Annotated in this window: 21 protein-coding genes and 1 tRNA gene; 5 read left to right on the top strand and 17 right to left on the bottom strand. The window is 72.2% G+C overall.

What is annotated here, in order from left to right:
- Positions 1-363 precede the first annotated feature (363 nt).
- The gene (locus tag ACFHWY_RS08830) at positions 364-1,587 is read right to left on the bottom strand and encodes a hypothetical protein (protein ID WP_416579625.1); all 1,224 of its coding nucleotides are present in this window, start codon (positions 1,585-1,587) and stop codon (positions 364-366) included.
- Between the two features lie 88 nt (positions 1,588-1,675).
- Complete coding sequence (locus ACFHWY_RS08825; protein ID WP_416579624.1) at positions 1,676-2,296, bottom strand: ANTAR domain-containing response regulator; 621 nt, start codon at positions 2,294-2,296, stop codon at positions 1,676-1,678.
- Between the two features lie 107 nt (positions 2,297-2,403).
- On the opposite strand from ACFHWY_RS08825, the gene ACFHWY_RS08820 reads away from it, so the two are divergent.
- Positions 2,404-2,480 (top strand) — tRNA-Leu (locus tag ACFHWY_RS08820).
- 202 nt (positions 2,481-2,682) lie between these two features.
- Here ACFHWY_RS08820 and ACFHWY_RS08815 read toward each other — a convergent pair.
- Complete coding sequence (locus ACFHWY_RS08815) at positions 2,683-3,858, bottom strand: trans-sulfuration enzyme family protein (protein WP_416579623.1); 1,176 nt, start codon at positions 3,856-3,858, stop codon at positions 2,683-2,685.
- An 82-nt stretch (positions 3,859-3,940) separates the two neighbouring features.
- Between ACFHWY_RS08815 and ACFHWY_RS08810 the strand changes: the two genes are divergently transcribed.
- A complete protein-coding gene (locus ACFHWY_RS08810) occupies positions 3,941-4,420 on the top strand; it encodes an Lrp/AsnC family transcriptional regulator (protein WP_416579622.1) in 480 nt (159 codons plus the stop codon).
- A gap of 43 nt (positions 4,421-4,463) precedes the next feature.
- The gene (locus tag ACFHWY_RS08805) at positions 4,464-5,480 is read left to right on the top strand and encodes an LLM class flavin-dependent oxidoreductase (protein ID WP_416579621.1); all 1,017 of its coding nucleotides are present in this window, start codon (positions 4,464-4,466) and stop codon (positions 5,478-5,480) included.
- 247 nt (positions 5,481-5,727) lie between these two features.
- Here ACFHWY_RS08805 and ACFHWY_RS08800 read toward each other — a convergent pair whose 3' ends face one another.
- The gene (locus ACFHWY_RS08800) at positions 5,728-7,995 is read right to left on the bottom strand and encodes a cellulose binding domain-containing protein (RefSeq protein WP_416579620.1); all 2,268 of its coding nucleotides are present in this window, start codon (positions 7,993-7,995) and stop codon (positions 5,728-5,730) included.
- A 213-nt stretch (positions 7,996-8,208) separates the two neighbouring features.
- Here ACFHWY_RS08800 and ACFHWY_RS08795 point away from each other — a divergent pair, with 213 nt between their 5' ends.
- Positions 8,209-9,645, top strand: a complete 1,437-nt coding sequence (locus tag ACFHWY_RS08795; protein WP_416579619.1) for a pyridoxal-dependent decarboxylase — start codon at positions 8,209-8,211, stop codon at positions 9,643-9,645.
- 5 nt (positions 9,646-9,650) lie between these two features.
- Here the strand turns inward: ACFHWY_RS08795 and ACFHWY_RS08790 are convergent, their stop codons facing one another.
- The 8 genes from ACFHWY_RS08790 to ACFHWY_RS08755 all read right to left on the bottom strand — a co-directional run bounded on the left by ACFHWY_RS08790 (position 9,651) and on the right by ACFHWY_RS08755 (position 16,603).
- Complete coding sequence (locus ACFHWY_RS08790; RefSeq protein ID WP_416579618.1) at positions 9,651-10,640, bottom strand: sulfite exporter TauE/SafE family protein; 990 nt, start codon at positions 10,638-10,640, stop codon at positions 9,651-9,653.
- A 107-nt stretch (positions 10,641-10,747) separates the two neighbouring features.
- Positions 10,748-11,209, bottom strand: coding sequence for an RrF2 family transcriptional regulator (locus ACFHWY_RS08785; protein ID WP_416579617.1), 462 nt, complete (start codon positions 11,207-11,209; stop codon positions 10,748-10,750).
- A 64-nt stretch (positions 11,210-11,273) separates the two neighbouring features.
- Positions 11,274-12,161: an acyl-CoA thioesterase gene (locus ACFHWY_RS08780; RefSeq protein WP_416579616.1), complete on the bottom strand. Its 888-nt coding sequence runs from the start codon at positions 12,159-12,161 to the stop codon at positions 11,274-11,276.
- Positions 12,158-13,606, bottom strand: coding sequence for a pyruvate kinase (gene pyk, locus ACFHWY_RS08775; protein ID WP_416579615.1), 1,449 nt, complete (start codon positions 13,604-13,606; stop codon positions 12,158-12,160). Before pyk ends, ACFHWY_RS08780 begins: the two co-directional genes overlap by 4 nt.
- A gap of 239 nt (positions 13,607-13,845) precedes the next feature.
- The gene (locus ACFHWY_RS08770) at positions 13,846-14,211 is read right to left on the bottom strand and encodes a YciI family protein (protein WP_416579614.1); all 366 of its coding nucleotides are present in this window, start codon (positions 14,209-14,211) and stop codon (positions 13,846-13,848) included.
- Positions 14,212-14,414: 203 nt separating this feature from the next.
- Positions 14,415-15,242, bottom strand: coding sequence for a TerC family protein (locus tag ACFHWY_RS08765; protein WP_416579613.1), 828 nt, complete (start codon positions 15,240-15,242; stop codon positions 14,415-14,417).
- Positions 15,243-15,611: 369 nt separating this feature from the next.
- Complete coding sequence (locus ACFHWY_RS08760; RefSeq protein ID WP_416579612.1) at positions 15,612-15,806, bottom strand: DUF397 domain-containing protein; 195 nt, start codon at positions 15,804-15,806, stop codon at positions 15,612-15,614.
- Positions 15,794-16,603, bottom strand: a complete 810-nt coding sequence (locus ACFHWY_RS08755) for a helix-turn-helix domain-containing protein (protein ID WP_416579611.1) — start codon at positions 16,601-16,603, stop codon at positions 15,794-15,796. The genes ACFHWY_RS08760 and ACFHWY_RS08755 overlap by 13 nt, the downstream gene beginning before the upstream one ends.
- A 236-nt stretch (positions 16,604-16,839) precedes the next feature.
- Here ACFHWY_RS08755 and ACFHWY_RS08750 point away from each other — a divergent pair, with 236 nt between their 5' ends.
- Positions 16,840-17,238, top strand: a complete 399-nt coding sequence (locus ACFHWY_RS08750; protein WP_416579610.1) for a hypothetical protein — start codon at positions 16,840-16,842, stop codon at positions 17,236-17,238.
- A gap of 367 nt (positions 17,239-17,605) precedes the next feature.
- Here the strand turns inward: ACFHWY_RS08750 and ACFHWY_RS08745 are convergent, their stop codons facing one another.
- From ACFHWY_RS08745 to ACFHWY_RS08725, 5 genes are all read right to left on the bottom strand, one after another.
- Positions 17,606-18,037, bottom strand: a complete 432-nt coding sequence (locus tag ACFHWY_RS08745) for a hypothetical protein (RefSeq protein WP_416579609.1) — start codon at positions 18,035-18,037, stop codon at positions 17,606-17,608.
- A 37-nt stretch (positions 18,038-18,074) separates the two neighbouring features.
- A complete protein-coding gene (locus ACFHWY_RS08740; protein WP_416579608.1) occupies positions 18,075-18,338 on the bottom strand; it encodes a DUF6244 family protein in 264 nt (87 codons plus the stop codon).
- A gap of 109 nt (positions 18,339-18,447) precedes the next feature.
- Entirely contained in the window at positions 18,448-19,335 is an 888-nt protein-coding gene (locus tag ACFHWY_RS08735; protein WP_416579607.1) for a hypothetical protein, read from the bottom strand.
- 3 nt (positions 19,336-19,338) lie between these two features.
- Positions 19,339-21,849, bottom strand: a complete 2,511-nt coding sequence (locus tag ACFHWY_RS08730; RefSeq protein WP_416579752.1) for an FtsK/SpoIIIE domain-containing protein — start codon at positions 21,847-21,849, stop codon at positions 19,339-19,341.
- A gap of 206 nt (positions 21,850-22,055) precedes the next feature.
- Positions 22,056-22,856, bottom strand: coding sequence for an SGNH/GDSL hydrolase family protein (locus tag ACFHWY_RS08725; protein ID WP_416579606.1), 801 nt, complete (start codon positions 22,854-22,856; stop codon positions 22,056-22,058).
- Between the last annotated feature and the right edge of the window lie 160 nt (positions 22,857-23,016).

The following is a 23,016-nucleotide window of genomic DNA, read 5'->3' as shown; positions in this document are numbered from 1 at the left end:
TTCCTGACCTCCTCCAGAAGCAGGCTGGCACCTGGTCCGGCCGGCGGTGGCGAGAAACGGCGCGCCACCAGCGACCCAGCAAGGACGCCCCCTGCGTTACGGCTCGTGATGGCGGAGCGTACCCACACTCCTACGGTCTCGGAAGGGGCTGGGGCGGGGTCTGCGAAACCGTTACGAAGACGCCCCCAACCACTGCCAATCCCGTAACAGGTCAATCCGCTGACCGGTGGTGGAGCGGCTGTCCGCGCGTCGGTCAGGACCTCATGGAGCACCGTCACGAGCCTGTCGAGTTGTCCGGATCCAGCCCCCGGTCGGGCGACGCCACCATCCAGAATGACTACTGTAGGTAGTTGAATGGCGGCGCTACGACGTCGGAGTGAGCCGGCCGACCCACAGCGACGTGACGGTGCCGTCGTCCACCGCCAACCACCACCGCTCACCGACTCCCACCAGGCTCACGCTGCGCTGCGCACCGACCGGGGCCACCAGCGGCAGCTCGACCGCGCGCCACTCGTCGCCCCGGTCGACCGAGAGCCAGCCGCCGTACCGCTCGCCGTCGGAGACCACGGCCATCATCCGCCCGGCCGAGACCGCCAGCGCACCCAGCGAGGGAAAACCGTCAGCGACCCGACCGAAGACACCGCCGGCCACCCAGCCTGCGCTCTCCTGACGCCACGCGCCGAACGCCCGCCCCCGCAGGCCCACCCCGACCGGCAACCCGTCGACCAGCACGACCCGCTGCACCTCCTCGTACGCCTCGGTGCCCGGAAGCGTGCTCCGCTGCCAGCCCCGCCCGTCGCCGGAGACCCAGACGGCCGGATCCCGGTCGATCCGCCCCGGGGCCAGTACCCCGCCCACCGCCAGCCACCCGGACGGCCCGGCCACCGCGTCGAACGCCCAGGTCACGCCCCGATCGTCGGAGGCCAGCTCGGGCGCGCCCTCGATCAGCGTGAACTGCGCCGCGTCGGGCGACACCCAGGCCGCCGCGCCACTGGACCGGTTGCCGACGATCAGCCAGCCGGCCGGGCCGGCCGCCAGCCGGGACACGTTCACCGCCTGCGGACCGCCGTACGTCTCGAACGACGCCGCCACCTCCACCAGCGTGCCGTCGTCGCGCTGCCACCAGGTGCCCACCCGGGGGTTGCCGTGCGCGCCACCGACCTTGCCGCCGACCGCGGCGACGATCCCGTCCCGACAGGCGACCGAGAACAGCACGCTCCGCTGCCCGTAGTAGGAGTCGGCCACCACCGGCACCGGAGTCCACAACGCACCGTCGTCACTGGACCAGACCGCCGGTGAGGTGCCGCCGGCCGGGTCGGCCACCGCACCGGCGGCGTACCAGCGACCGCCGCAGGCAGCGAGATCCCGGAGCACGATCCGCCCCTGCCCGTCGGGTGACGGCAGCCGGACCTGCCGCCAGTCCACCGGCAGCGGCCCGGGATCGACGGCCTCCCGCTCGGGCGCCGGACAGCCGGCCACCAGCAGCGCCAGCAGGGCGCACGCCGCCAGAAGGCGACGGCGACCACCGGTCACGCGGCGGTGGCGCACGCCCGGCTGTCGGGTACGTGCGACCCATCGAGCGCCCATGAGGCCAGATGCTAGTCCGCCGGGCCGACGGGACCGACCCCGCCAAGGGCACGCTGGGTCGGCGGGACCAGACCTCGAAACAGGCCGGTCAGGGGGCCGGCTCGGCCACCTCGCCGCCGGTGGTCTCGGCGAGAATCCGCTCGGCGACCTGTTTCATGGTCATTCGGTGGTCCATCGCCGTGCGCTGGATCCACTTGAACGCCTGCGGCTCGCTCATGTTGTAGGTGGTCATCAGTGCGCCCTTGGCCCGCTCGACGGCCTTGCGGACCTCCAGCCGGTCGGTCAACCCGGCGACCTCGGACTCCAGCGCGGCGATCTCCGAGTAACGGGACAACGCGATCTCCACCGCCGGCACCAGGTCGCTCTTCTGGAACGGCTTGACCAGGTACGCCATCGCGCCGGCCGCCCGGGCACGCTCCACCAGGTCACGCTGGCTGAACGCGGTGAGGATGATCACCGGAGCGATCCGGGTGCCGGCGATCCGCTCGGCGGCGGCCAACCCGTCCATGATCGGCATCTTGATGTCGAGAATGACCAGGTCGGGCTTGAGCTCGTCGGCCAGCCGGACGGCGGTCTCGCCGTCACCGGCCTCACCGACCACCTCGTAGCCCTCCTCGGCCAGCATCTCGGCCAGGTCCAGCCGGATCAGCGCCTCGTCCTCGGCGATCAGTACCCGCCTGCGCGCGCCATCCGTCTGCGTCTCGGCCACGAGCCACTCCCACCCAGTCTGAGCCCTGACACCCGCGGTACCGGGTGTCGCCGTCCCTAGCGTAGTGGGTAACCTATGGGGCGACGCGACAGGCGTTGAGCGAGAAGGTCCCCGTATTCCAACCGGCAGAGAAACGGAGCTCAAACCTCCGACAGTGTGGGTTCGACTCCCACCGGGGACACCAGGATTGCCGCACGGGTGTTCAAGAATTCGCCTTGCGTCCACCGGTCTTTCGGATAGGGACGTATGACTTCCCGCGCTACGTGTTCACCAACGAGTCCGCCGACATGTGGGGCTCTACCTCGGCCGCCCGCCGGAGGCGGTCGCCGTGCTCGACCGACATGTCGCCGCGAGGTCCCGACCGTCCCGAGCGCTGGCAGCGCCGTTCAGATCGCGGCGAGCGCCCGCTCCAGGTCGACGCGCAGGTCCTCCGGGTCCTCCAGGCCGACCGAGAGGCGCAGCAGCCCGCCGGCCGGTTTCGCCTCGCCCTCGACCGGGCGGTGGGTGAGCGACGCCGGATGCTGGATCAGCGTGTCGACGCCGCCGAGCGAGACGGCGTGGGTGATCAACCGGCAGGCGCCGGCGACCGTCGCGGCAGCTGGTGCGCCACCGCGTACCTCGAAGGCGAGCAGGCTGCCGGGGCCGGCCAGTTGCCGGCCGACGAGCCCGGCCGGGTCGCCGATCCCCGGGTGGTGGATCCGCTCGACGGCGGGATGGTCGGCGAGCCAGGCGGCGAGCTTCTCCGCTGCGGCCTGTTGGGCGCGCACCCGCAGCGGCAGCGTCTGTAGGCCGCGGTGCAGCAGGTACGCCCCGAGCGGATGCAGGATCGCGCCGGTGAGTGCGCGGACCTGACGCAGCCGCTGCGCCCATCCGTCGTCGCAGGCGATCACTCCGGCGAGGACGTCGCCGTGGCCGCCGATGCTCTTGGTGGCGCTGTGCAGCACCAGCTGGGCGCCGTGGCGGGCGGGCTGCTGGAGCACCGGGGTGGCGACCGTGTTGTCGATCAGCAGGGGGACCTCGCCGGCGACCTCGGCGAGGGCCGTGATGTCGATCAGGTCGAGCGTGGGATTGGCCGGGGTCTCGGCGATCACCAGTGCGGTGTCGGGACGCAGGGTGGCGGCCACGGAGTCGGGGCGGGCCCAGGTGACCTCGGTGCCGAGCAGGCCGGTGGCGAGCACGTGGTCGGTGCCGCCGTAGAGGGGGCGGACGGCGACCACGTGCCGCCTGCCGTCGCGGGTGGCGGCGAGCAGGGCGGCGGTGAGCGCGGCCATCCCGCTGGCGAAGGCGACCGCCTCGGCGGTGCCCTCCAGCTCGGCGAGGGCCGTCTCGAAGCGGGCCACGGTGGGGTTCCAGAGCCGCTGGTAGACGGCGCTGGCGCCGGCCGGCAGGGTGCCGCCGGTGGCGAGGGCCTGATAGGCGTCGCCGCCGGCGTCGACCGATGGCAGCGGGTTGGTGGTCGACAGGTCGATCGGGGGCACGTGGACGCCGAGTGCCGCGAGGTCGTCACGGCCGGCGTGCACAGCGCGGGTGTCCACGGTCGTCATGCCGGAAGGATCGAACATCTCGGCAACCAGAGGCAATAGTTCCGAAGATTATTCGCTGAAACTCTTCCTGATGGAGTCCTGTTCATTGGAGGATGGCGACATGCCCCCTGTACCGAACGATGTGCGGCCGTTCACGGTGCTCGACGACACCGACCGCGCGATCCTGACCGAACTGGCCGTCGACGGCCGGCTCGCGAACAACGCCCTCGCCGAACGGGTGGGGGTGGCGGCATCGACCTGCCTGGCACGTACCCGGGCGCTGCGGGAGTGCGGGGCGATCCGGGGTTTTCACGCGGAGGTGGATCCGGCGGCGGTGGGTCTGCCGTTGCAGGCCCTGGTCTCGGTGCGGCTGACCGAGCACGCGCGGGCGGCGGTGGACGCCTTCCGGACCCGCTCGGTGCGGCTGCCGGGGGTCGTGTCGGTGTTCCACGTGGCCGGTGCCGACGACTACGTGCTACACGTCCGGGCGGCCTCGGCGGAGGCGCTGCGCGACTTCGTCCTGGACCACCTGGCCGTGGATCCGGCGGTGCAGCACACCCAGACCAGCCTGATCTTCGAACAGGCCCGCGGGATGGGTTGATCACATCGGCGGCCGAGGGGGAACAAGACCGGGATGCGCCGGGTTGACCAGCGCCGTGATCGATGTGCCACTGTCTGTCCTCGACCTCGCCCCCGTCGCCGCCGGCGCCTCCGCCGGTGAGGCGCTGCGGCACACCACCGAACTGGCCCGGCGCGCCGACGAGCTGGGCTATCACCGGTTCTGGGTGGCCGAGCACCACAACATGCCGGCCATCGCGTCCTCCGCGCCCGCGGTGCTGGTCGCACATCTGGCCGCGCACACCGCCGAGATCCGGCTCGGCTCAGGTGGGGTGATGCTGCCCAACCACGCGCCGCTGGTGGTCGCCGAGCAGTTCGGCACCCTGGAGGCGCTGCATCCCGGGCGCATCGACCTGGGCGTCGGACGGGCACCGGGCACCGACCAGGTCACCGCGCTGGCGTTGCGCCGGACCATGGAGGGCCTGTCGGCCGAGGGTTTTCCCCGGGAACTGGCCGACCTGATGGGGTACTTCGACGACGCGGCGTCGGGGCGGATCACCGCCACCCCGGGGCGCGGGCAGCGGCCGGAGCTGTGGCTGCTGGGCTCCAGCGGGTACAGCGCCCAACTGGCCGGCGCGCTGGGCCTGCCGTTCTCGTTCGCGCACCACTTCAGCGCGCAGAACACCCTGCCCGCGCTGGCGCTGTACCGGCAGAGCTTCCGCCCGTCGCGCTGGCTGGACCGGCCGTACGCGATGGTGGCCGTCAACACGGTCTGCGCGGAGACCGACGAACGCGCCGGGTGGTTGGCCGGCCCGGCCGGGCTGTCGTTCCTGCGACTGCGCGCCGGGCGTCCCGAGCCGCTGGCCACTTACGAGGAGGCGGCGGCCTACCCGTACCAGGACGCCGAGCGGGAGTTCCTGGCCCAGCGCCGTCAGGGCCAGGCGGCCGGCTCCCCGGAGACGGTTCGCCGGCAGCTCGGCGACCTGCTGACCAGCACCGGCGCGGACGAGCTGATGCTGACCACGATGGTGTACGACATCGCCGACCGGGTGCGCTCGTTCGAGCTGATCGCCAGCGAGGTCGTCGGCAGGCTGCGCCGCTGATCTACCTGCGGCAAGGCGTGGTGGGCCAGGTCACAGCGCTGGCGGGGCCGCGAAACACGATCTTCACGGTGGCGTCACCCTCACGACGCGGAGGCGGCCTAACTTTGTATCCGGTGGTGGTACGGCACTCCCCGGTCGGGACGGGTCGGGGGTGCCGCGGTGTGGGGCACCGGGCCGCAGTTGTGCGGATTCCGCGATTGCGGCCCGGTGCCTGTTCCGTTTTCCTACCGCCTGCCGGTTCCCGGCGTCAACGCAGGTAGATGCGCGGCGCGGGCGGCGTAGACATCCCGTCACCCAGGAAGAAACTCGGGTGCGGCGGTTGGTTGTAGGCGGTGTTCTGCCAGGCGACCGCGGTCCGGTACTGAAGGTCGTGCATCAGTGTGTGGATGCGGGTGCCGGTCACCGTCGGGGTGCTGTAGATCCGCAGGGCCCGGCTGTCGGTGGTACGCCAGACCACCTCTTCCCGCCAGTCGCCGAGGATGTCGGCCGACAGTGCGGGGGTGGCCTTGGTGCCGTTGTTCGAGGCGACACCGCTGCCGGTGAGCAGGCGGGTGTCGCCGCCGGTGCCGTACTTGTCGATCCGGGTGGCGTCGAGTAGTTCCCGGACCGGATCGCCGTCCCACCAGATGAGGAAGTTCGTCGAGGAGGGCTTGCGGCCCACGTTCTGGCCCCGGGTGTTGGCCAGCCCGCCCACCGCGGACGACCAGGACTCAGCGCCGGGGCTGCCGGCCCAGATGTCACCGGAGACGCCCCGACCGTTGTCGCCGCCGGCCGGGGTGGACCAGATCAGCTGGCCGGTACGGGCGTCGGCCAGATACGAGCTGGGCTTGCTACCGTCCTCGTTGACCTTGAAGACCTCCAGCCCGGCGCGGGCCGGGTCGAGGTCGCCGACGTGCATGGCGTCGCCGTGGCCGGTGGTCGTGGAGTGCAGCAGCCGGCCGTTGTCGTCGATGGTGGCCGCGCCGTACACGATCTCCTGCCGGCCGTCGCCGTCGACATCGGCGACGGAGAGGCTGTGGTTGCCCTGCCCGGCGGCGGAACCGTTGCCGGAGGCGTTGGAGTCGAAGGTCCACCGCTTGGTGAGGGCGCCGTTGCGGAAGTCCCAGGCGGCGATCACCGCGCGGGTGTAGTAGCCGCGCGCCATGATCAGCGAGGGTCGCTGCCCGTCCAGGTAGGCGGTGCCGGCGAGGAACCGGTCGACGCGGTTGCCGTAGTTGTCGCCCCAGGAGGAGACGGTGCCGCGCGGCGGGTCGTAGTTGACGGTGGAGAGGGCGGCGCCGGTGCGGCCGTCGAACATGGTCAGGAACTCCGGGCCGGCGAGGACGTACCCGGCGGAGTTGCGGTGGTCGGCGCTGGCGTTGCCGATCACCTGCCCGGTGCCGGAGCGGGTGCCGTCGGCGGTCTTCATGGCCACTTCGGCGTCACCGTCGCCGTCGAAGTCGTACACCTGGAACTGGGTGTAGTGGGCGCCCGCGCGGATGTTGCGGCCCAGGTCGATGCGCCACAACCGGGTGCCGGTGAGGGTGTAGGCGTCGACGTGGACGTTGCCGGTGTAGCCGGACTGCGAGTTGTCCTTGGCGTTGGAGGGCTCCCACTTGACCACGAACTCGTACCGGCCGTCGCCGTCGAGGTCGCCGACGCTGGCGTCGTTGGCGGAGTAGGTGTACCCCTCACCGCTCGGGGTGCTGCCACCCGCCGGGACCTGTAGCGGCACGTCCAGGAATCCGGCGGGGAACTGTAGCGCCGGCGCGGACGGGGCCTGCTCGACGCCGTTGACCACGGCCCGCACCGTGTACCCGGCACCGGCTGCCGCGCCGCTGTCCAGGTGGTTGGTCGCACCGGTGATCGGGCTGGCGTTGACCCGGGTGCCACCCCGGTAGAGGTTGAACGCCGTGCCGGAGGTCTCGGTGCCCAGCAGCCGCCAGGACACCAGGTTGGCTGTTCCGGAGCGGACGCTGACCAGACCCCGGTCCAGGTTCTCTGCCTGCATGGAGCCGGCCGGCGGTGGGGTCGTCGGCGGCGGCGTCGTCGGCGGCGGCGTGGTGGGCGGTGGGGTCGTCGGCGGCGGCGTGGTAGGTGGCGGTGGGGTGGTCGGGGTGGTGGCGCCGGTGCAGGTGGTGCCGTTGAGGGCGAAGCTCGCCGGGTTCGGGTTGCTGCCGGTCCAGGAGCCGTTGAAACCGAAGCCGGTGCTGGCGTTGGTGGCGATTGTCGCGTTGTAGTCGACGTTGCGGGCGGTCGCCCGGGCGCCGGACTGGCTGACGGTGGCGTTCCAGGCCTGGGTGACCTGTTGACCGGCGGGCCAGTCCCAGGTGAGCGCCCAGCCGGTCAGCGGGTCGCCGAGGTTGGTCACGGTGACGTCGGCGCCGAAGCCGCCGGGCCACTGGTTGGTGACCCGGTAGTCGACGCGGCAGCCGGCGGCGGCGGCCGAGGCGGTCAGGGCGGTCAGCGTGCCCGCGACGAGGGTGGTCGCGGTGGCCGCTGCGAGCACGGCGGCCCGGCGGGTGGTGCGGGGCATGGTTGTCCTCCGGTGGAGGTCGGGCGCGCGGTGGCCGTCGACCGCCGGCGTGCCCGGGCCGGCAGAGACCATCGCGCTGGGCGGCAGAGACTCCGATAGAAATCGACGTCCACTTATGCGTTCCCGCGCAGCTGCGATGCTAGGGCAAGCGCTTTCTTTGCACAATGAACACAGGTGCTTGCTCCGTCACCGGCATTTTGATCGACTCTCCGGGTGGCAGCGCACATGACCCCCGACGAGTTTCGCCAGGCCGGTCACGCGGTCGTCGACTGGGTCGCCGACTACTGGGCGACCCTCGAGAAGCGTCCGGTGACGTCCCAGGATCCACCCGGCGCGGTGGCCGCCGGGCTGCCGGCCGGGCCGCCGGTACACGGCGAGCCGGTCGAGGCGGTGCTCGCCGACCTGGACACGCTGGTGGCGCCCGGCCTCACCCACTGGCAGCACCCCGGCTTCTTCGGCTACTTCCCGGCCAACACCTCCGGCCCCAGCGTGCTGGGCGATCTGGTCAGCGCCGGCCTGGGCGTGCAGGGGATGCTCTGGGCGACCGGGCCGGCCTGCACCGAGCTGGAGACGGTGCTGCTCGACTGGCTTGCCGAGCTGCTGGACCTGCCGGCGCGGTTCCGCTCGACCGGTGCCGGCGGCGGCGTCATCCAGGACTCGGCCTCCTCCGCCACACTGGTGGCCACCCTGATCGCCGTGCACCGGGCCGCGGGCGGGCGCTGGCGCCAGGTCGGCGTGGACCGCCGCTACCGGGTGTACACCTCCACCGAGGCGCACTCGTCGGTCGAGAAGGCCGCCCGAATCGCCGGGCTCGGCGCCGAGGGGGTACGCCTGGTCGAGGTTGATCCGGTCACCCGGGCCATGTCACCGGCGGCGCTGCGGGCCGCGATCGAGGCGGACCGGGCGGCCGGGGTGGTGCCGGCGCTGGTGGTGGCGACCATCGGCACCACCAGCACCACCGCCGTGGACCCGTTGCCGCTGATCGGCCCGACCTGCGCCGAGAACGGCGTCTTCCTGCACGTGGACGCCGCCTACGCGGGCGCCGCGGCGGTCTGCCCGGAGCTACGCTCCGGGCACGCCGGCCTTGAGTACGCCGACTCGTACTGCTTCGACCCGCACAAGTGGCTACTCACCGGCTTCGACTGTGACGCGTTCTGGGTGGCCGACGCCGGGGAGCTGGTCGAGGCGCTGACCGTGCTACCGGAGTACCTGCGAAACGCGGCCACCGACTCCGGTGCCGTGATCGACTACCGGGACTGGCAGGTGCCGCTGGGGCGGCGGTTCCGCGCGCTGAAACTGTGGTTCGTGCTGCGTTGGTACGGCGTCGAGGGGCTGCGCGAGCACATCCGTCGGGGCGTCGCGCTGGCCGCCGGCTTTGCCGACCGGGTCCGCGCCGACGACCGGTTCGAACTGGTCGCCCCGCACCCGTACGCCCTGGTCTGCTTCCGGCTGCGCGGCCCGGACGGGCCGAACGAGCAGCTGCTGGCGGCGGTGAACGCCGCCGGGCCGGTGTACCTGACCCACACCCGGGTCGATGGACGGCACACGCTGCGCCTCGCCGTCGGCTCCCCGCAGACCCGGCAGTCGCATGTCGACGAGGCATGGGAGTTGATCCGACGAGCGGCGGCTGCGCTGCCGCAGCGCGGTTGACGCCGTCAGCGCTCGACGCCGACGCCGACCTGCCGCGAGCCGGCGGGATCGGTGTCCGGGTCCGGGTGACCCGGCCTCACCTCGGCGGCGGCACGCGGGACGGATCCGGCCCCGGCGGCATCGGCGAACGCACGCTGGCGCCGGGTGCGTGACACGATCCGGATCGCCAGCGCCAGCGCGGTGACCCAGCCAGCGGCGAGCAGCAGGTAGACGATCACCGGCAGCGGGCCACCCAGGTCGGTGCTGCCGATCAGGACGCGGGCATTGGTCAGCACGATCACGCCACCGACCGCCGCGCCGAGCAGCTGAGCCGGGACGATACGCACCAGCCACGCCGCGATCGGCGCGGCGACAAGGCCACCGGCCAGCAGGGCCAGCACGATCGGCATCAGGAAGCCCTCGCTGCCCAGGCCGATCAGGAAGCCGAGGCTGGCGGCCGAGGCCACGACGAACTCGGAGGTGTCCACCGAGCCGATCACCCTGCGGGGCTCCATCCGGCCGCTGGCCAGCAGGGCCGGCGTCGCCACCGGCCCCCATCCCCCGCCGCCGGTGGCGTCGACGAAACCGGCGACGAGGCCGAGCGGGCCGAGGAAGCGACCACGCAGCCGGCCGGCGGCCGGGTTGCGGCGCAGCGGCCGGGAGAAGCGGATGAGCAGGTATGCGCCGAGGGTGAACAGGATCGCGGCCATCCACGGGGCGGCCGAGGCGGTGGAGAGGGCGCTGAGGAAAGTGGCGCCGGCGAAGGCACCGACCGCGCCGGGCAGCGCGATCCGGCGCACCACCCGCCAGTCGACGTTGCCGAAGCGCCAGTGCGCCGTGCCGGAGGCGAGAGTGGTGCCGATCTCGGCCAGGTGCACGGACGCGGACGCGGCGGCCGGGGCGACACCGGCCAGGAGCAGCAGCGTCGAGGAAGTGAGCCCATAGGCCATGCCGAGTGCGCCGTCGACCAGCTGGGCGGCGAGCCCCACCAGCGCGATGACGAGCAGCTTACGCACGGTACGCCTCCGGTTTTAGGTTTTAGGCATCTCCTATCAGCTTGGTCGACAATGCGGCATGGGGACGGCTCGGGTCAAGCCCTGATCGGTCAGTGGGACGGCGCGGGTCAGCTCCAGGCGTTGGGGTCGGCCACCAGGGCGGTGACCGCCTCGGGCAACGTCCCCTGCGCCACGTCGGCCACCGTGACGAGTTCGAGGATCTGCCGTTCGCTGGCCCGCAGCGCGATCCAGACCTCCTGGAGGGACCGGGCCGCGCCGTGGTAGCCAAGGTGCTCCGGCCGCTGCCCCCGCACGTGGGCGAGCGGCCCGTCGACCACCCGGATCACATCGGCCAGGGAGATCTCCGCACCTGGACGGGCCAACCAGTAGCCGCCCTCCGGGCCCCGCTGGGCGTGCACGATGCCGCCCCGACGCAGTTGCAACAGGATGCTCTCCAGGAACTTCGGCGGGATCTCCTGGGCACGGGCGATCTGGTCGGCGGTCACCGGGCGGGCACGCCCAGCCCCGGTCACCGAGGCCAGTTCGGTGACCGCGCGAAGGGCATAGTCCACCCGGGCGGAGAGGCGCATGACCGACAGGTTAACCGCCCGGCCCCCGGCCGTTCACCGCCGGATCAATCCGCCGACAACGAGGTCACTCCCCGACGCGGCGCAACAGGCCCTCCTGCACGGAGCTGGCGAGGTGCCGGCCGTCCACGGTGAACATCCGGCCGGCGGCCAGACCCCGGGCAGCCGAGGCCGACGGGCTCCAACTGTCGTAGAGGAACCACTCGTCGGCGCGGAACGGCCGGTGGAACCACAGCGCGTGGTCCAGGCTCGCGCCGACCACCCCGCCCGGCCCCCACACCTCGCCGTGCACGGAGAGCACCGAGTCCAGCAGGGTCAGATCGGAGGCGTAGGTCAGCGCGCAGGCGTGCAGCAGCGGATCGTCCGGAAGCTTGCCGTCGATCCGCATCCAGACCCGCTGGTGCGGGTCGGCGGGCCGGTCGCCGGGGCGTACCCAGCCGGGCTCACCGACGTAACGCACGTCGATCGGCCGGGGAATCTGCCCCCAGATGCCCAGCCGCTCCGGATAGCGGGCGAGCCGGTCGGTCATCGTCGGGACCTCCTGCGGCGCGGGCACCTCCGGCGGGACAGGGGCCTGGTGGTCCAGCCCCTCCTCGGGACGCTGGAACGAGGCCGACATGAAGAAGATCGTCTTGCCGGTCTGTCGGGCGACCGAGCGGCGTACCGAGAAGGACCGGCCGTCGCGGATGTTCTCCACCTCGAACTCGATGGGTTCCACCGGGTCGCCGCCCCGGACGAAGTAGCCGTGCAGCGAGTGGACCAGCCGTTCCGGGTCGACGGTGCGGCCGGCGGCGACCAGGGCCTGGCCGGCGACCTGGCCACCGTAGACCCGCTGCGGGCCGACCGGAGGACTCATCCCCCGGAACGACATGGCGCCGGTCGGCGCGAGGTCGAGGACCTCCAGCAGCTGGTCGACGGCGGCCTGACCGACGATGGCCCCCTCGCCCTCGGTCACTGCAACGCCCGCGCCGAGGCGGCGTCGACAAGCGACCCCAGTTGGTGCACCCGCAGGGTGTTGGTCGAGCCGGGAGTGCCGGGCGGGCTGCCCGCCACGATCACCACGAGGTCACCGGGGTTGCCCCGGTTGAGCCCGAGCAGCGCCTGGTCGACCTGACGGAACATGTCGTCGGTGTGCTGGACGAAGGGCATCAGGAAGGTCTCCACGCCCCAGCAGAGGGCGAGCTGGGACCGCACCTCCGGCACCGGTGTGAAGGCCAGCAGCGGCAGGTCGCAGTGCAGCCGACTCAGCCGGCGCACGGTGTCGCCGGTCTGCGAGAACGCGACCAGGGCCGTGGCGCCGATGGCCCGGGCGATCGAGGAGGCGGCCACGGTGAGCGCACCGCCGTGCGTACGCGGGTCGTGCTGGAGACGGGGCACCGCGATCGACCCGGCCTCGGTGGTCGTGACGATCTTCGCCATGGTGCTGACCGTGAGCACCGGGTACTTGCCGACGCTGGTCTCGCCGGACAGCATCACCGCGTCGGCGCCGTCGAGCACCGCGTTGGCGACGTCGGATGCCTCGGCGCGGGTCGGCCGCGAGTTCTCGATCATGGAGTCGAGCATCTGGGTGGCCACGATGACCGGCTTGGCGTTCTCCCGGCAGAGCTGCACGGCGCGCTTCTGCACCAGCGGCACCTCGTCCAGCGGCATCTCCACGCCGAGGTCGCCACGGGCGACCATGACCCCGTCGAAGGCCAGCACGATGGCTTCGAGATGGTCCACCGCCTCCGGCTTCTCGACCTTGGCCAGCACCGGCCGGTGCACCCCGACCTCGCTCATGATCGAGTGACAGAGCTTGATGTCGTCGGCGGACCGGACGAAGGAGAGCGCGACCAGGTCTACCCCCAACCCGAGCGCGAAGCGCAGGTCGGCGGCGTCCTTCTCCGACATGGCGGGCACGCTGACCGCCACGTTGGGCAGCGAGACACCCTTGTTGTTGCTGACCGGCCCGCCCTCGGTGACCAGGACCCGGATGTCGTTGCCGGTGACGTCGGTGACCTCGACGGCGACCCGACCGTCGTCGATCAGCAGCCGGTCGCCGGGCTTGACCTCCTGCGGAAGCTTGCGGTAGGTGCAGGAGACGCGCTCCTTGCTGCCCACCACGTCGTCGCTCGTAATGATCACCGAGTCGCCGGTACGCCACTCGTGCGGGCCGTCGGCGAACCGGCCCAGCCGGATCTTCGGCCCCTGCAGGTCGGCCAGGATCGCCACCGGCTGACCCGTCGCGTCGGCCGCCTCCCGGACGAGTCGGTAGACCGCCTCGTGGTCGGCGTGGCTGCCGTGGCTGAAGTTGAGCCTCGCCACGTTCATGCCGGCCTCGACGAGCCCACGGATGCGCTCGGGCGAGGAAGTGGCGGGGCCAAGAGTGCAGACAATCTTCGCGCGGCGTGTCACGCCCATCAGGCTAGTCTCTCCTCCAGGTCGGACCATGGGCCGACCCCTTGCGCATTGCAGAACAGTCGTCCGACGGCGCGGCTCACGCGCACAGCCGGCGGGCGGAGACCGCTTCGGACGTCGACGGCGGGCGACAGCGACCGCGCGCCGGAATGGTACGCCCCCGACGCCAGCGGCCACCGAGGCGCTCCAACTGCACAACCGAGCGTAGGCCGGCGGCTACCGGAAACGAATGGTCTGGCTGCTCAGCTCTCCGTCTTGACCAGCGGAAACTCCAGCGAGCCGGCCGGGCAGAGGAAGGTCATCACATCCACCCGGTACAACCCGGCCCGCACCGCCGGATCTGCCTCCATCACGCTGCGCACGTCGTCGACCGAACCGGTCCGGGACAGGCCGAACCCCAGCGGCGGGTCCGGCTCCCGAGCCAGCCCGTCCACCGCGCCGGCCACCAGGATGACGCCCCGGCGCTGCAACGCCGCCATGTGCCCGGCGTGTTCGGCCTGTAGCCGCTGGACGGTCTCGGCGGGCAGCGCCCGACCGGCCGCGCCGGGATAGAGCACGATGCACTCGTACGTGTCGAGCGCGAAGTCGACCTGCGGCTCTCCTGCCATGGGCGTCCCCCTTTCCGCGGCCACCACGGCGCGGGGCGGTGGGCGCCCACGGCGGTGACGTCCAGCGTCCCACGGGGCACCCGCAGACACCCGGCGCTCGGCCGATCCGGGGCCACGACACGCCACTGACGCTCGGACGGCACCACCACCGGACCCGCGCCGTGCCCGTGGGGTGCGTGCGGCGTCCAGGCCCGCGCGCCGGTTCAGCCGGCCGGCGTCACCTCGGGCTGCGACTCCGGCTCGGACTTTCCGGAGCCGTGCTTCACGTACGTCGGGTGCAGCTGCACCGGCTTCGCCTCCTGCTGGCGACGCTGCCGTGCCCGGACCCGCAGGTTGAGGACCTCCACGAAGATCGAGAAGGCGATCGGCCCGTACACGTAGCCCTTCGGGATGTGCTGGTCGAAGCCCTCCGCGATCAGGCTGGCACCGATGATCAGGAGGAACGACAGGGCCAGCATCTTGACCGTGGGGTGCTGGTTGACGAAGTTGCTCACCGCACCCGCCGAGACCAACATGATGATCATCGCAATGACCACGGCGGCCACCATGATGCCGAGTTCGTCGACCATGCCGACCGCGGTGATCACCGAGTCGAGCGAGAAAACCACGTCCAGCACCAGGATCTGCGCGATCACCGCACCGAACGACACGACCTTCTTGCCCGAGCGGGCGTGGTCGGCACCCTCCAGGTGCTCGTGAATCTCATAGGTCGCCTTGCCGACCAGGAACAGTCCACCGAGCAACAGGATGAGATCTCGCCCGGATATCTCCTGCCCGAGCACGGTGAACAACGGTGCCGTCAGATTGATGATCCATGACAGCGACGCCAGCAGGATAAGGCGGGTCACCAGGGCCAGCGAGATACCGATGGTCCGAGCGCGGGCCTGCTGGTGCTCAGGCAGCCGGCCCGCCAGGATCGAGATGAACACGACGTTGTCGATGCCCAGCACGATCTCCAGCAGGAGCAGGGTCGCGAACGCGATCCACAGCTCGGGACTGGTCAGGAACTCCATGCCATCCTCGACTCTCACGACCGGCCGCCGGGTCGGCACCCGGACCATCGGCTGATCTGCACAATGATGGACTACCGGCCCGGCCGCCCCGCCGCAACCCCGCTCCCACCTGCGGCAGCCTGACGAGCAGATCGCAGGCCCGGCAGACCCGCCCCGGCGAGGCCGGGGGCCGGCCGACACGGGCGGCTTGATGGCATGCTGTGGCCGCGCGCCGGACCTCCCCTCGGACCAGCGGCTCCGGGTCATGCCGTGGTGGCTGGTGCTGGTCGGGCTGCTGCTGGCCATCCTGCTCGGCTGGTGGGTGCTGCACTGGCTGCTGGGCGAGGCCGACCGGGCCGCCGCGCGACAGGCGCCGTCGACGGGCTCTAGGCCGATGAGCGGTGACGGTCAGGCGCGGTCGGTGAGGTGGGTGACGAACGTCCGCCAGGCGGTCGGGGCGAAGATCAGCGCGGGGCCGGTCGGGTCCTTGGAGTCCCGGACGCCGACCACGCCGGGCAGGTTGTCGGCGACCTCGACACAGACCCCGCCGTTTGTGGACGAGCGGGACGAGGTGCGCCACTGCGCGCCGGTCAAATGGTCCATGTCTTCGCCGCCTCCTTGAGAACGTCGAGGGTCTGTCCCAGCGGGAGGGCCTCGCCCCGGACCGCGTCCCACGCCAACCCGAGACGAGCGATCGGGTCGGGCTGCCCCGCAGTCTGCGACTCCAGTTGATGGTCCGTGCATCCGGCTCGTGACCCGTCGGGCAGGTCGGCCAGGATGAACGCCCCGGCGAGTCCTGAGTAGATGCCAGCGGATAGCGGCACCACGTGCAACTGGATATGCGGCTGCCCGGCACAGGTCAGCAGGTGCTCGACCTGCTCGGCCATCACATCTGGGCCGCCACACGCCCGTCGGAGCACCATCTCGTCGAGCACCACGAAGAGCAGCGGACTCGGATCCCGAGCGAGCACCGCCTGCCGCTCCATCCGTGCCGCGACCCGCTGATCCAACTCGACATCCGGAGTCCGTGCCGCCCGGAACGTCGCCCGGGCATACGCCTCGGTCTGGAGCAGCCCCGGCACGAAGGAGTGCTCGTACCAGCGCAGCGCCCTCGCCTCCCGCTCGATCTGGATCCACTCACGCAACCAGATTGGTTCGGCGTCGCCCCTGACCAACTCGTCCCAGAGCGTCGCGAAGTATCCACCCGTGTCCAGCGCCCTGTCGACGGCGGTCAGGTAGGGCAGCGCCGGCGGCTTGGTGCCGGTCTCGATCGCGCTCACCTGGGAGTCCGAGCAGAAGACCAGCTCGCCCAGTTGGGCCTGGGTCAGCCCGGCGGCCGCCCGCCGTCGCCGCAACTCGCGAAGCAGGTACTCCGACGGCGAGATTCCCACGGCTTCCACACCCTTCCAGGACCGTCCGCGCCGTTCCGCGCCGACTCGAAGTCGGTCACTACGTTCCGCGATCGGGCGATGACTATTCCAGGCCTAGGGGGCTCGCGTCCAGGGTGGAAGGAGCACGGCGCAGCCGGTGGAGGTCGATCCCCCCCCAACCCGACGGCCGTTTACGTGCCGGGGGTCACTGCTGGGCGAGCAACCGCAGTGACCCCCGACCTGAACCACCGACGACGGAGGTGCCCGTGTCCGTGCCGAAGCCCGCGAATGGCGTTCCGGCGTCACGCTGGTCGACCCGCCGAACTACCCACCCGGCTGCCGCGACGATCGGCACCCGCGAGGACGGGACGCCCCGGGTCGCACCGGGCGTGTACCTGCTGACCCGCGACGCGTCGCCGCAGTTCGCCAAACCGATCACGGTACGGGTGATCCGTGAGCGCACCGATCGGCGCAGCTACGACGGCTGGACCTGGATCGAGGCGTACCAACTCGACGCGCACGGCGACGCGACCGACCGCCGCGAGTTGTTCGTACGACCCGACGGAATGCGCCCCATACCGGCGCCGCCTGCCACACCCGGCCCGGCACGTTGCGGCGCGGGTGGCCGAATGAGCACGCCCGCCCGCGAGCACGGAACTCGTTAGAACACGGTCGCCCACTTGACGCGGAAACCGCCAACTCGTGCTAACGCCTATCCGACAATGATCATCGCCTCCAAGCCGGGCGACCACCGGCCCACGACCAGACCGGCGGCCTCCCGCTCCCGGCCGGCTGACGGTCGCGGTCAACGCGGTCGCCACCCGGCGGCCCGCCAACCGGGCCATGGCCGCGCCACGGGCCTCTCCGCCCACCTCCGCGACCTCAAGTCCATCATGGACTATATTTCCGACACATCAGAGTTGTCCGCGTCGCCGATACGGCAGGTGCTGTTACGATCACCGCGACTAACGCATCCAGCACTCATGAGGATCCGGCGAACAGATGTCCCCTGGCGAGCTCGACCCGCCCGCGTCACACCGCGCCGCTGTGCTCCGGCCGTACGGACCGGGCGGTCGACAGCAGCGACTCGCCGAACTCCGGGACCGTCAGCACGGTGACCGCGACGCCCGGTTCGACAAGCCAGAACGCCTGGACGCCATCAGTCGAACCGAGGCCGTCGCCGTGCTGGAACTCGACCAGCCGCCACTCGGCGGGATCTCGCTCGTGATACTCGCAGAGGAAGTCCCGTAAGGCGGTCAGGTCGGTCAACCGTCCCCCGCGCAGCACGTGGACTCGCAGGTCGGCGCGGTAGCCCTCCGGCAGCTGACGTTCCCAGACCCGGCTGGCGAAACACACGTCGTCCCACTCGCTGGCGAAGTCCGACACCTCGTCGCCGACACCGTTCGGCACCTGCCCGATGTGGAACCCGTCCAGCATCCCGCCGTCTCGCGTCTCGTCGGCCATCCCACCCCGATCGCAACTCCGATCCCGATGATCCAATTCAGTTGCCCAGCGCGCGTACCTTGGTGATCGTCTCCTGGACGTGCTGCCGGGCCGGCTCGTGACCCTGGGCGGCCTGGGCGAGCGCCTGCCGGTACGAATCGATCATGCTGATCAGCGGCCCGGCGGCGACGCCCTGCAAGGCGCCCGCGACGAGTTGGCGCGCCGCGGCGGCGTCCTGCGCCGCAGCGGCCGTCTTCGCCTTCGCCTCGTCCAGCTTCTGTGCCGCCGCCGCCAGCCTGGCGATCATTTCCGCTGCACTCACACGCCCTCCCCCGGCTCGCACCCACCTGTGGCCACGACCCCGTGACCACACAGGAGGGTACGAGATGCCGGCACCCACCGCGACCAACCACTGCGCCCACAGGCCCGGATCAGCGCAGGGTGCGGAAGATCAGCAGGTAGCCGCAGTAGGCGAGCGGGACAGCCAGGAAGCAGAGCAGGAAGCCCAGCACGGGGTAGCGCGGCGGGGTCGCGGCGCCCACAGCGGGCCGGCCCCAGCGGCCGAGCACCAGCCAGCCGCCGATCAACGAGACGGCCGGCAGGCCGGCGCACATCCAGGCGTAGAGGGTGCCGAGGCCCACCACGCCGACACCGGAGGCGAGCACCATGACCAGCATCAGCACCACGGAGACGGCGGCGAAACCGAGGTAGACGACGGCCGCCCGGGCCATCGGCGACCAGGTTGGCAGCAGCACCGGTTGCTGGGCGAGCAGTTCGGCCCGCTGCCCGTGCCGGTCGGCCTCGTCGGCCCACCGCCGGGCCAGCTCCAGCTCCGTCGCCGGGTCAACCTGACCGGTCCGCTGGGCCGGCACCCCGGCCGCCGCCACCGCCACCGGCAGCGCCCGGCCCGACCCACCCACACCCGTCGACGGGTACGCCCCGACATCCGGCCGCCCCGGCGCGGCGGCTGCGCCACCGTCGGTCCCCGTCCCCGTTTCCGGGCCGCCTCCGGGGTGTCCGAGCGGCAGGCCCGACACGGGCGGACCCGAGACCGGCGGCTCGACTACCGGCGGACCAGAGAGCGGCGGACCAGAGAGCAGCGGACCGGAGAGCGGCGGACCGGATGCCGGCGGTGCGCCGATCGTGCGGCCGAGGTGGTCGAGACGCTGGCCCTGGGCGACGAGTCGCCGGTCGAGGTACTCCACGGCGGCGTCGAGGTCCCGCCGCCGGGCCGCCTCGGCAGCGGCGTCCTGTTCACCGGCGCGCTGCCGCACGGCCAGGTGGCGGGCCAGCGCGGCGTACTCCTCGTAGGTACTCACGCCTCACTCCTGCCCGTCGCGGGCGAACGGCACGATCAGCCGGACCCGCTGGTCGTGCCGGTCCACCAGCAGCGCCCGGTCCGCCCTGGGCGTGTACGCCAGGTCGTGCACGCCGAGGTGCAGGCCAAGGTCCGCGCCGGGCACGTTCAGGGCGACCAGGCAGGCGACGTCGTCGCGGTTCTGGGTACCGCCGAGGTCGTCGGCGAGCCGGCGCAGCCCGCGCCACCAGCCGAGCAGGTGCACGCCGTGGCCGGGCCCCTGCCGCAGCAGGACCCGCAGTTCGTCGTGGCCCGAGCGGAACGTGGCCGGGTCGCTCTCGCCGAGCAGTCCCGCGGCGGCGTCCATCCCGAAGACCACCAGGTACGTCCGGCCCGACGGCCCGGCATCTTTCCCGGCGCTACTCCCGGTCGGCGCGGCCGCGATGGCACCGATCCGGTCGCCCAACGCGACGGCGTCGAGGCGCTCGACCGGGTGTCCGGCGGCGGCCAGGATGGCCGCGGTGTCGTCGGCCGCCGAATCGGCGGCCGCGACCAGCGGGGCGAGCAGGAACACCGCCTCACCGGGTGCGTGCTGCCGGGCCAGGCTCAGGGTCGCCGCCCGCAGCACCTCCGCGCCGGCGGCCGAGGTACCCACCACGGCCAGGTGCCGCCCGGGGGCGGTGTCCATGATGAACAGCGCGGTGGTGCCGTCCACGTCGACCGTCCGGCCGACCAGGGCCAGGGGTCGCCGGCCACCCGGGCGCAGCCCGGTGAAGGTGGCGTCGTCCTCGACCCGGGCGGTGTCGTACCCCCGGAAGACCGACGGCGGTCGCGCACCCGCCGGGCGGGACTGCCACAGCTCGTGCCGCAGCCGGGTCAACTCGCCGGTGGCGGCGTGCGCGTCGGGAAAACGGACCACGGTGTTCGCGCCGGACGCGCCCGCGGCGGTGTTGAGCACGGCCGAGCCGACCGGCAGCGTCGCCGCCGCGTCGTTGAGCTGGTCGAGCACTCCCCCGCCACCGGGCAACCCCACCCGGAGCGCGAACTGCCCGAAGACCGCCTCGGCCCGGCCGTAGAGCGCCTCAATCCCCGTCGTGCTCTGGCTCGCCAGCACCAGGTGTACGCCGTACGAGCGGCCCTTGCGGGCCAACTCCTCCAGCAGGTCCACCGACTCCCGGGCGAGCGGATCGTTTCCGGCGAGCAGCACGTGGAACTCGTCGATCACCGCGACGACGCGCGGCATCGGAGTGCCGGCCGGCAGGTCGGCCAGTTTGGTGACGCCGTGTCGTTTGAGAGCGGTGGCCCGCCGGTGCAGTTCCCGGCGCAGTTCGCGCAGCACGGCGACGCCGTACTCCCGGTCACTCTCGATGCCGACGGCGCGGGCGTGCGGCAGCCACGTCGGGTCCCGGTCGGTGGGGACGAACTCGGTGAAGCTCACCCCCTCCTTGAAGTCGAGGAGGTAGAGCTGCAACTCGGCCGGGGAGTAACGGGCGGCCAGCCCGTAGAGGACGTCGAGCAGGAAGACCGTCTTGCCGGCTCCGGTACGCCCGCCCACCAGCCAGTGCGGCGTGGCGTCGTCGAAGGCCATGTTGACCGAATCCCGGCCGGCGCGACCCACCACCGTTCTCAGACCGGGGCGGGCCGAGGTGGCCCAGCGCCGCTCGGGCAGCAGGTCGGCGAAGCCGATCGCCTCGCCGCGCCGGGTGGCTTCGCCCAGGTGGGTGGCGAGGGCGGCGACCGAGGCCGGTGGCGGGTCACCGTCGAGGCGCACCGGGGCGGCCAGCCCGCTGTCGTCGGCGCTGAACGGCACGCCGGGCGGGTCGCCGACGTGGGCGTACCCCCCGGTCAGCCGCAGCATCGTGGTGGCACCCAGCGGCGGGGCCACCTCACCCGGCCCGGCCGGCGGCCAGCCGCCGAGCAGCACACAGACCGCGGCGGACGGTCCGGCGTGGGTGAGGGCGGCGAGGCGGGCGGCCTCACGCGGCGCCGGGATCGATGCGGCGACCAGCACCAGCAGGTCCTGATCCGGCCGGTCGGCCTGGCGGGCGGCGCGGGCGTGCCGCTCGGCGGCATCGAGCAGCGCGGTGACCTCCGCCTCGGTGGTGGCCGGTGCGTCGATGACACCCGCGTCGAGCAGTGGGCGCAGCGGACCGAAGGTGGCTCCGAGGGCGGCGGTGTCCAGGGCGGCGACCCGCACTCCACCGGACGCAGCGGTGGTCAGCAGCCGCAGCACCAGGGCCCGCAGCAGACCCGCCACCGCCGGGTCCCGGCCGTCGGCGTCGACGGCCAGGTGGTGCCCGCCGCCGAGCGGAAGCAGGACCGGGAAGCCGCCGTCGGCGGTGACGGCCACACCGACGCGAACCGGCACCGGCCGGCGGGCCAGTGGGATGCCCGGCGTCGGGGTGGCCAGCGCGGCACCGACCCGGGCCAGCCGGGCCAGCAGTTCGGCGTCGGCCGGCGGAGCGGACGGTGTGGCGACGCGCAATGCGTCACGCGCGGAGTCGAGGTGGGCCCGTGCTGCCCGGTGGGCGGCCATCGCCTGCCCGTACGCCGACGCGAGCCTGCCCAAACTCTGCCCCTCCGCCGACGGTCGCCTGGTCCGCTGAAACCCTAACGGACGGCGGCGATCCGGGCATCGTCACGAACCGGACGTGTCGCAGGCGGGTTCGGCCGGCCAATGTGGCAACCGGCCCGAGGCCCGGCGGTCCGTCCTCGGGACCGCCGGGCCTCGGGCGGCCGCGGTCAGCCGGTGACCGCGTTGAGCGCCGGCAGGTAGCCGTACCGGTAGCCGTTGGCGTTCGGGTGGTACGCCTCGATGACCCCGGTGACGTCCCGGATCCACGGCTGGGCGCCGCAGACACCGTGACCGGCGAAGGTGGGTCGGGTGTCGGCGAACGTGGCGCCGGCCGCGGCGGCCCGGCCGGCGGTCACGGTGGCGAGGACGTCGGCGGCCTCGTTGAGCATGGACCGCTTGTGACTGCTCATCGCGAACAGGCCGCAGAAGCCGGTCTCGAACAGCCGCGGGTAGCCGAGCACGATCAGGCGGGCGTTCGGCGCCCGTTCCCGGATCGCGGCGTAGGTGCGGTCCAGCCGGGCCGGCAGCGTGCCGGTGGCGAAGGTCTTCGCCTGGTTGACCGCGTTGGCGCAGGTGGAGGTGCTGCTGAAGCGGCAGCTGGTCATCACGTCGGCGAACCCTGCGTCGTTGCCACCGATGGTGATGGTGACCATCGTGGTGGTGGCGCTGAGCGAGCCGAGCTGGTTGTCGAGCACGTCGGCGGTGACCGCACCGCCGCAGGCGGGAAAGCGGAAGCTCGCCACGTTGTTTGCCGCGGCCCACAACGGGGCGTACGACTTCTGGCTGCGCAGGCAGGTGGACAGGTCGTACGGACCGGCGCCGACGCCGGACGAGTACGAGTCACCGAGGGCCACATAGTGGACGGGAGCGGCGGCCTGGGCGGCACCGGGGACGGCCAGTGCGCCGACGGTGGCGATGAAGAGGGAGACCAGCGCAGTCAGGGCGCGGGCCAACGGGCGGTGGGGCATGACGGACCTCCACAGGGGTGGTGGTGGAGCCCGAGGACCGCGCGCGTGGCCAGGGGTTCAAGGTTGTTACTAGTCGGTAATGCTATCGAAGCCCATGGATAAAGTGAATAGTCGTTAAGGAACATCCGTCAGCGGCGTCGCGCCGTCAGGAGGGGCCCCC

It is taken from the genome of Micromonospora sp. LOL_024, from assembly GCF_048060415.1.
Classification (GTDB): domain Bacteria; phylum Actinomycetota; class Actinomycetes; order Mycobacteriales; family Micromonosporaceae; genus Micromonospora.
Note: the sequence above shows the minus strand (reverse complement) of the source record. Positions and strands in the feature narration are given on the sequence as shown.

Excerpts from the sequence above, each read along its gene's own strand:
- pyk (WP_416579615.1), bottom strand. The coding sequence starts at position 13,606 with ATGGGCGTGACACGCCGCGCGAAGATTGTCTGCACTCTTGGCCCCGCC.
- ACFHWY_RS08770 (WP_416579614.1), bottom strand. The coding sequence starts at position 14,211 with ATGGCAGGAGAGCCGCAGGTCGACTTCGCGCTCGACACGTACGAGTGC.
- ACFHWY_RS08800 (WP_416579620.1), bottom strand. The coding sequence starts at position 7,995 with ATGCCCCGCACCACCCGCCGGGCCGCCGTGCTCGCAGCGGCCACCGCG.
- ACFHWY_RS08785 (WP_416579617.1), bottom strand. The coding sequence starts at position 11,209 with ATGCGCCTCTCCGCCCGGGTGGACTATGCCCTTCGCGCGGTCACCGAA.
- ACFHWY_RS08730 (WP_416579752.1), bottom strand. The coding sequence starts at position 21,849 with ATGGCCGCCCACCGGGCAGCACGGGCCCACCTCGACTCCGCGCGTGAC.
- ACFHWY_RS08810 (WP_416579622.1), top strand. The coding sequence starts at position 3,941 with ATGCCCCCTGTACCGAACGATGTGCGGCCGTTCACGGTGCTCGACGAC.
- ACFHWY_RS08745 (WP_416579609.1), bottom strand. The coding sequence starts at position 18,037 with ATGGCCGACGAGACGCGAGACGGCGGGATGCTGGACGGGTTCCACATC.
- ACFHWY_RS08725 (WP_416579606.1), bottom strand. The coding sequence starts at position 22,856 with ATGCCCCACCGCCCGTTGGCCCGCGCCCTGACTGCGCTGGTCTCCCTC.
- ACFHWY_RS08760 (WP_416579612.1), bottom strand. The coding sequence starts at position 15,806 with ATGGACCATTTGACCGGCGCGCAGTGGCGCACCTCGTCCCGCTCGTCC.
- ACFHWY_RS08830 (WP_416579625.1), bottom strand. The coding sequence starts at position 1,587 with ATGGGCGCTCGATGGGTCGCACGTACCCGACAGCCGGGCGTGCGCCAC.
- ACFHWY_RS08815 (WP_416579623.1), bottom strand. The coding sequence starts at position 3,858 with ATGTTCGATCCTTCCGGCATGACGACCGTGGACACCCGCGCTGTGCAC.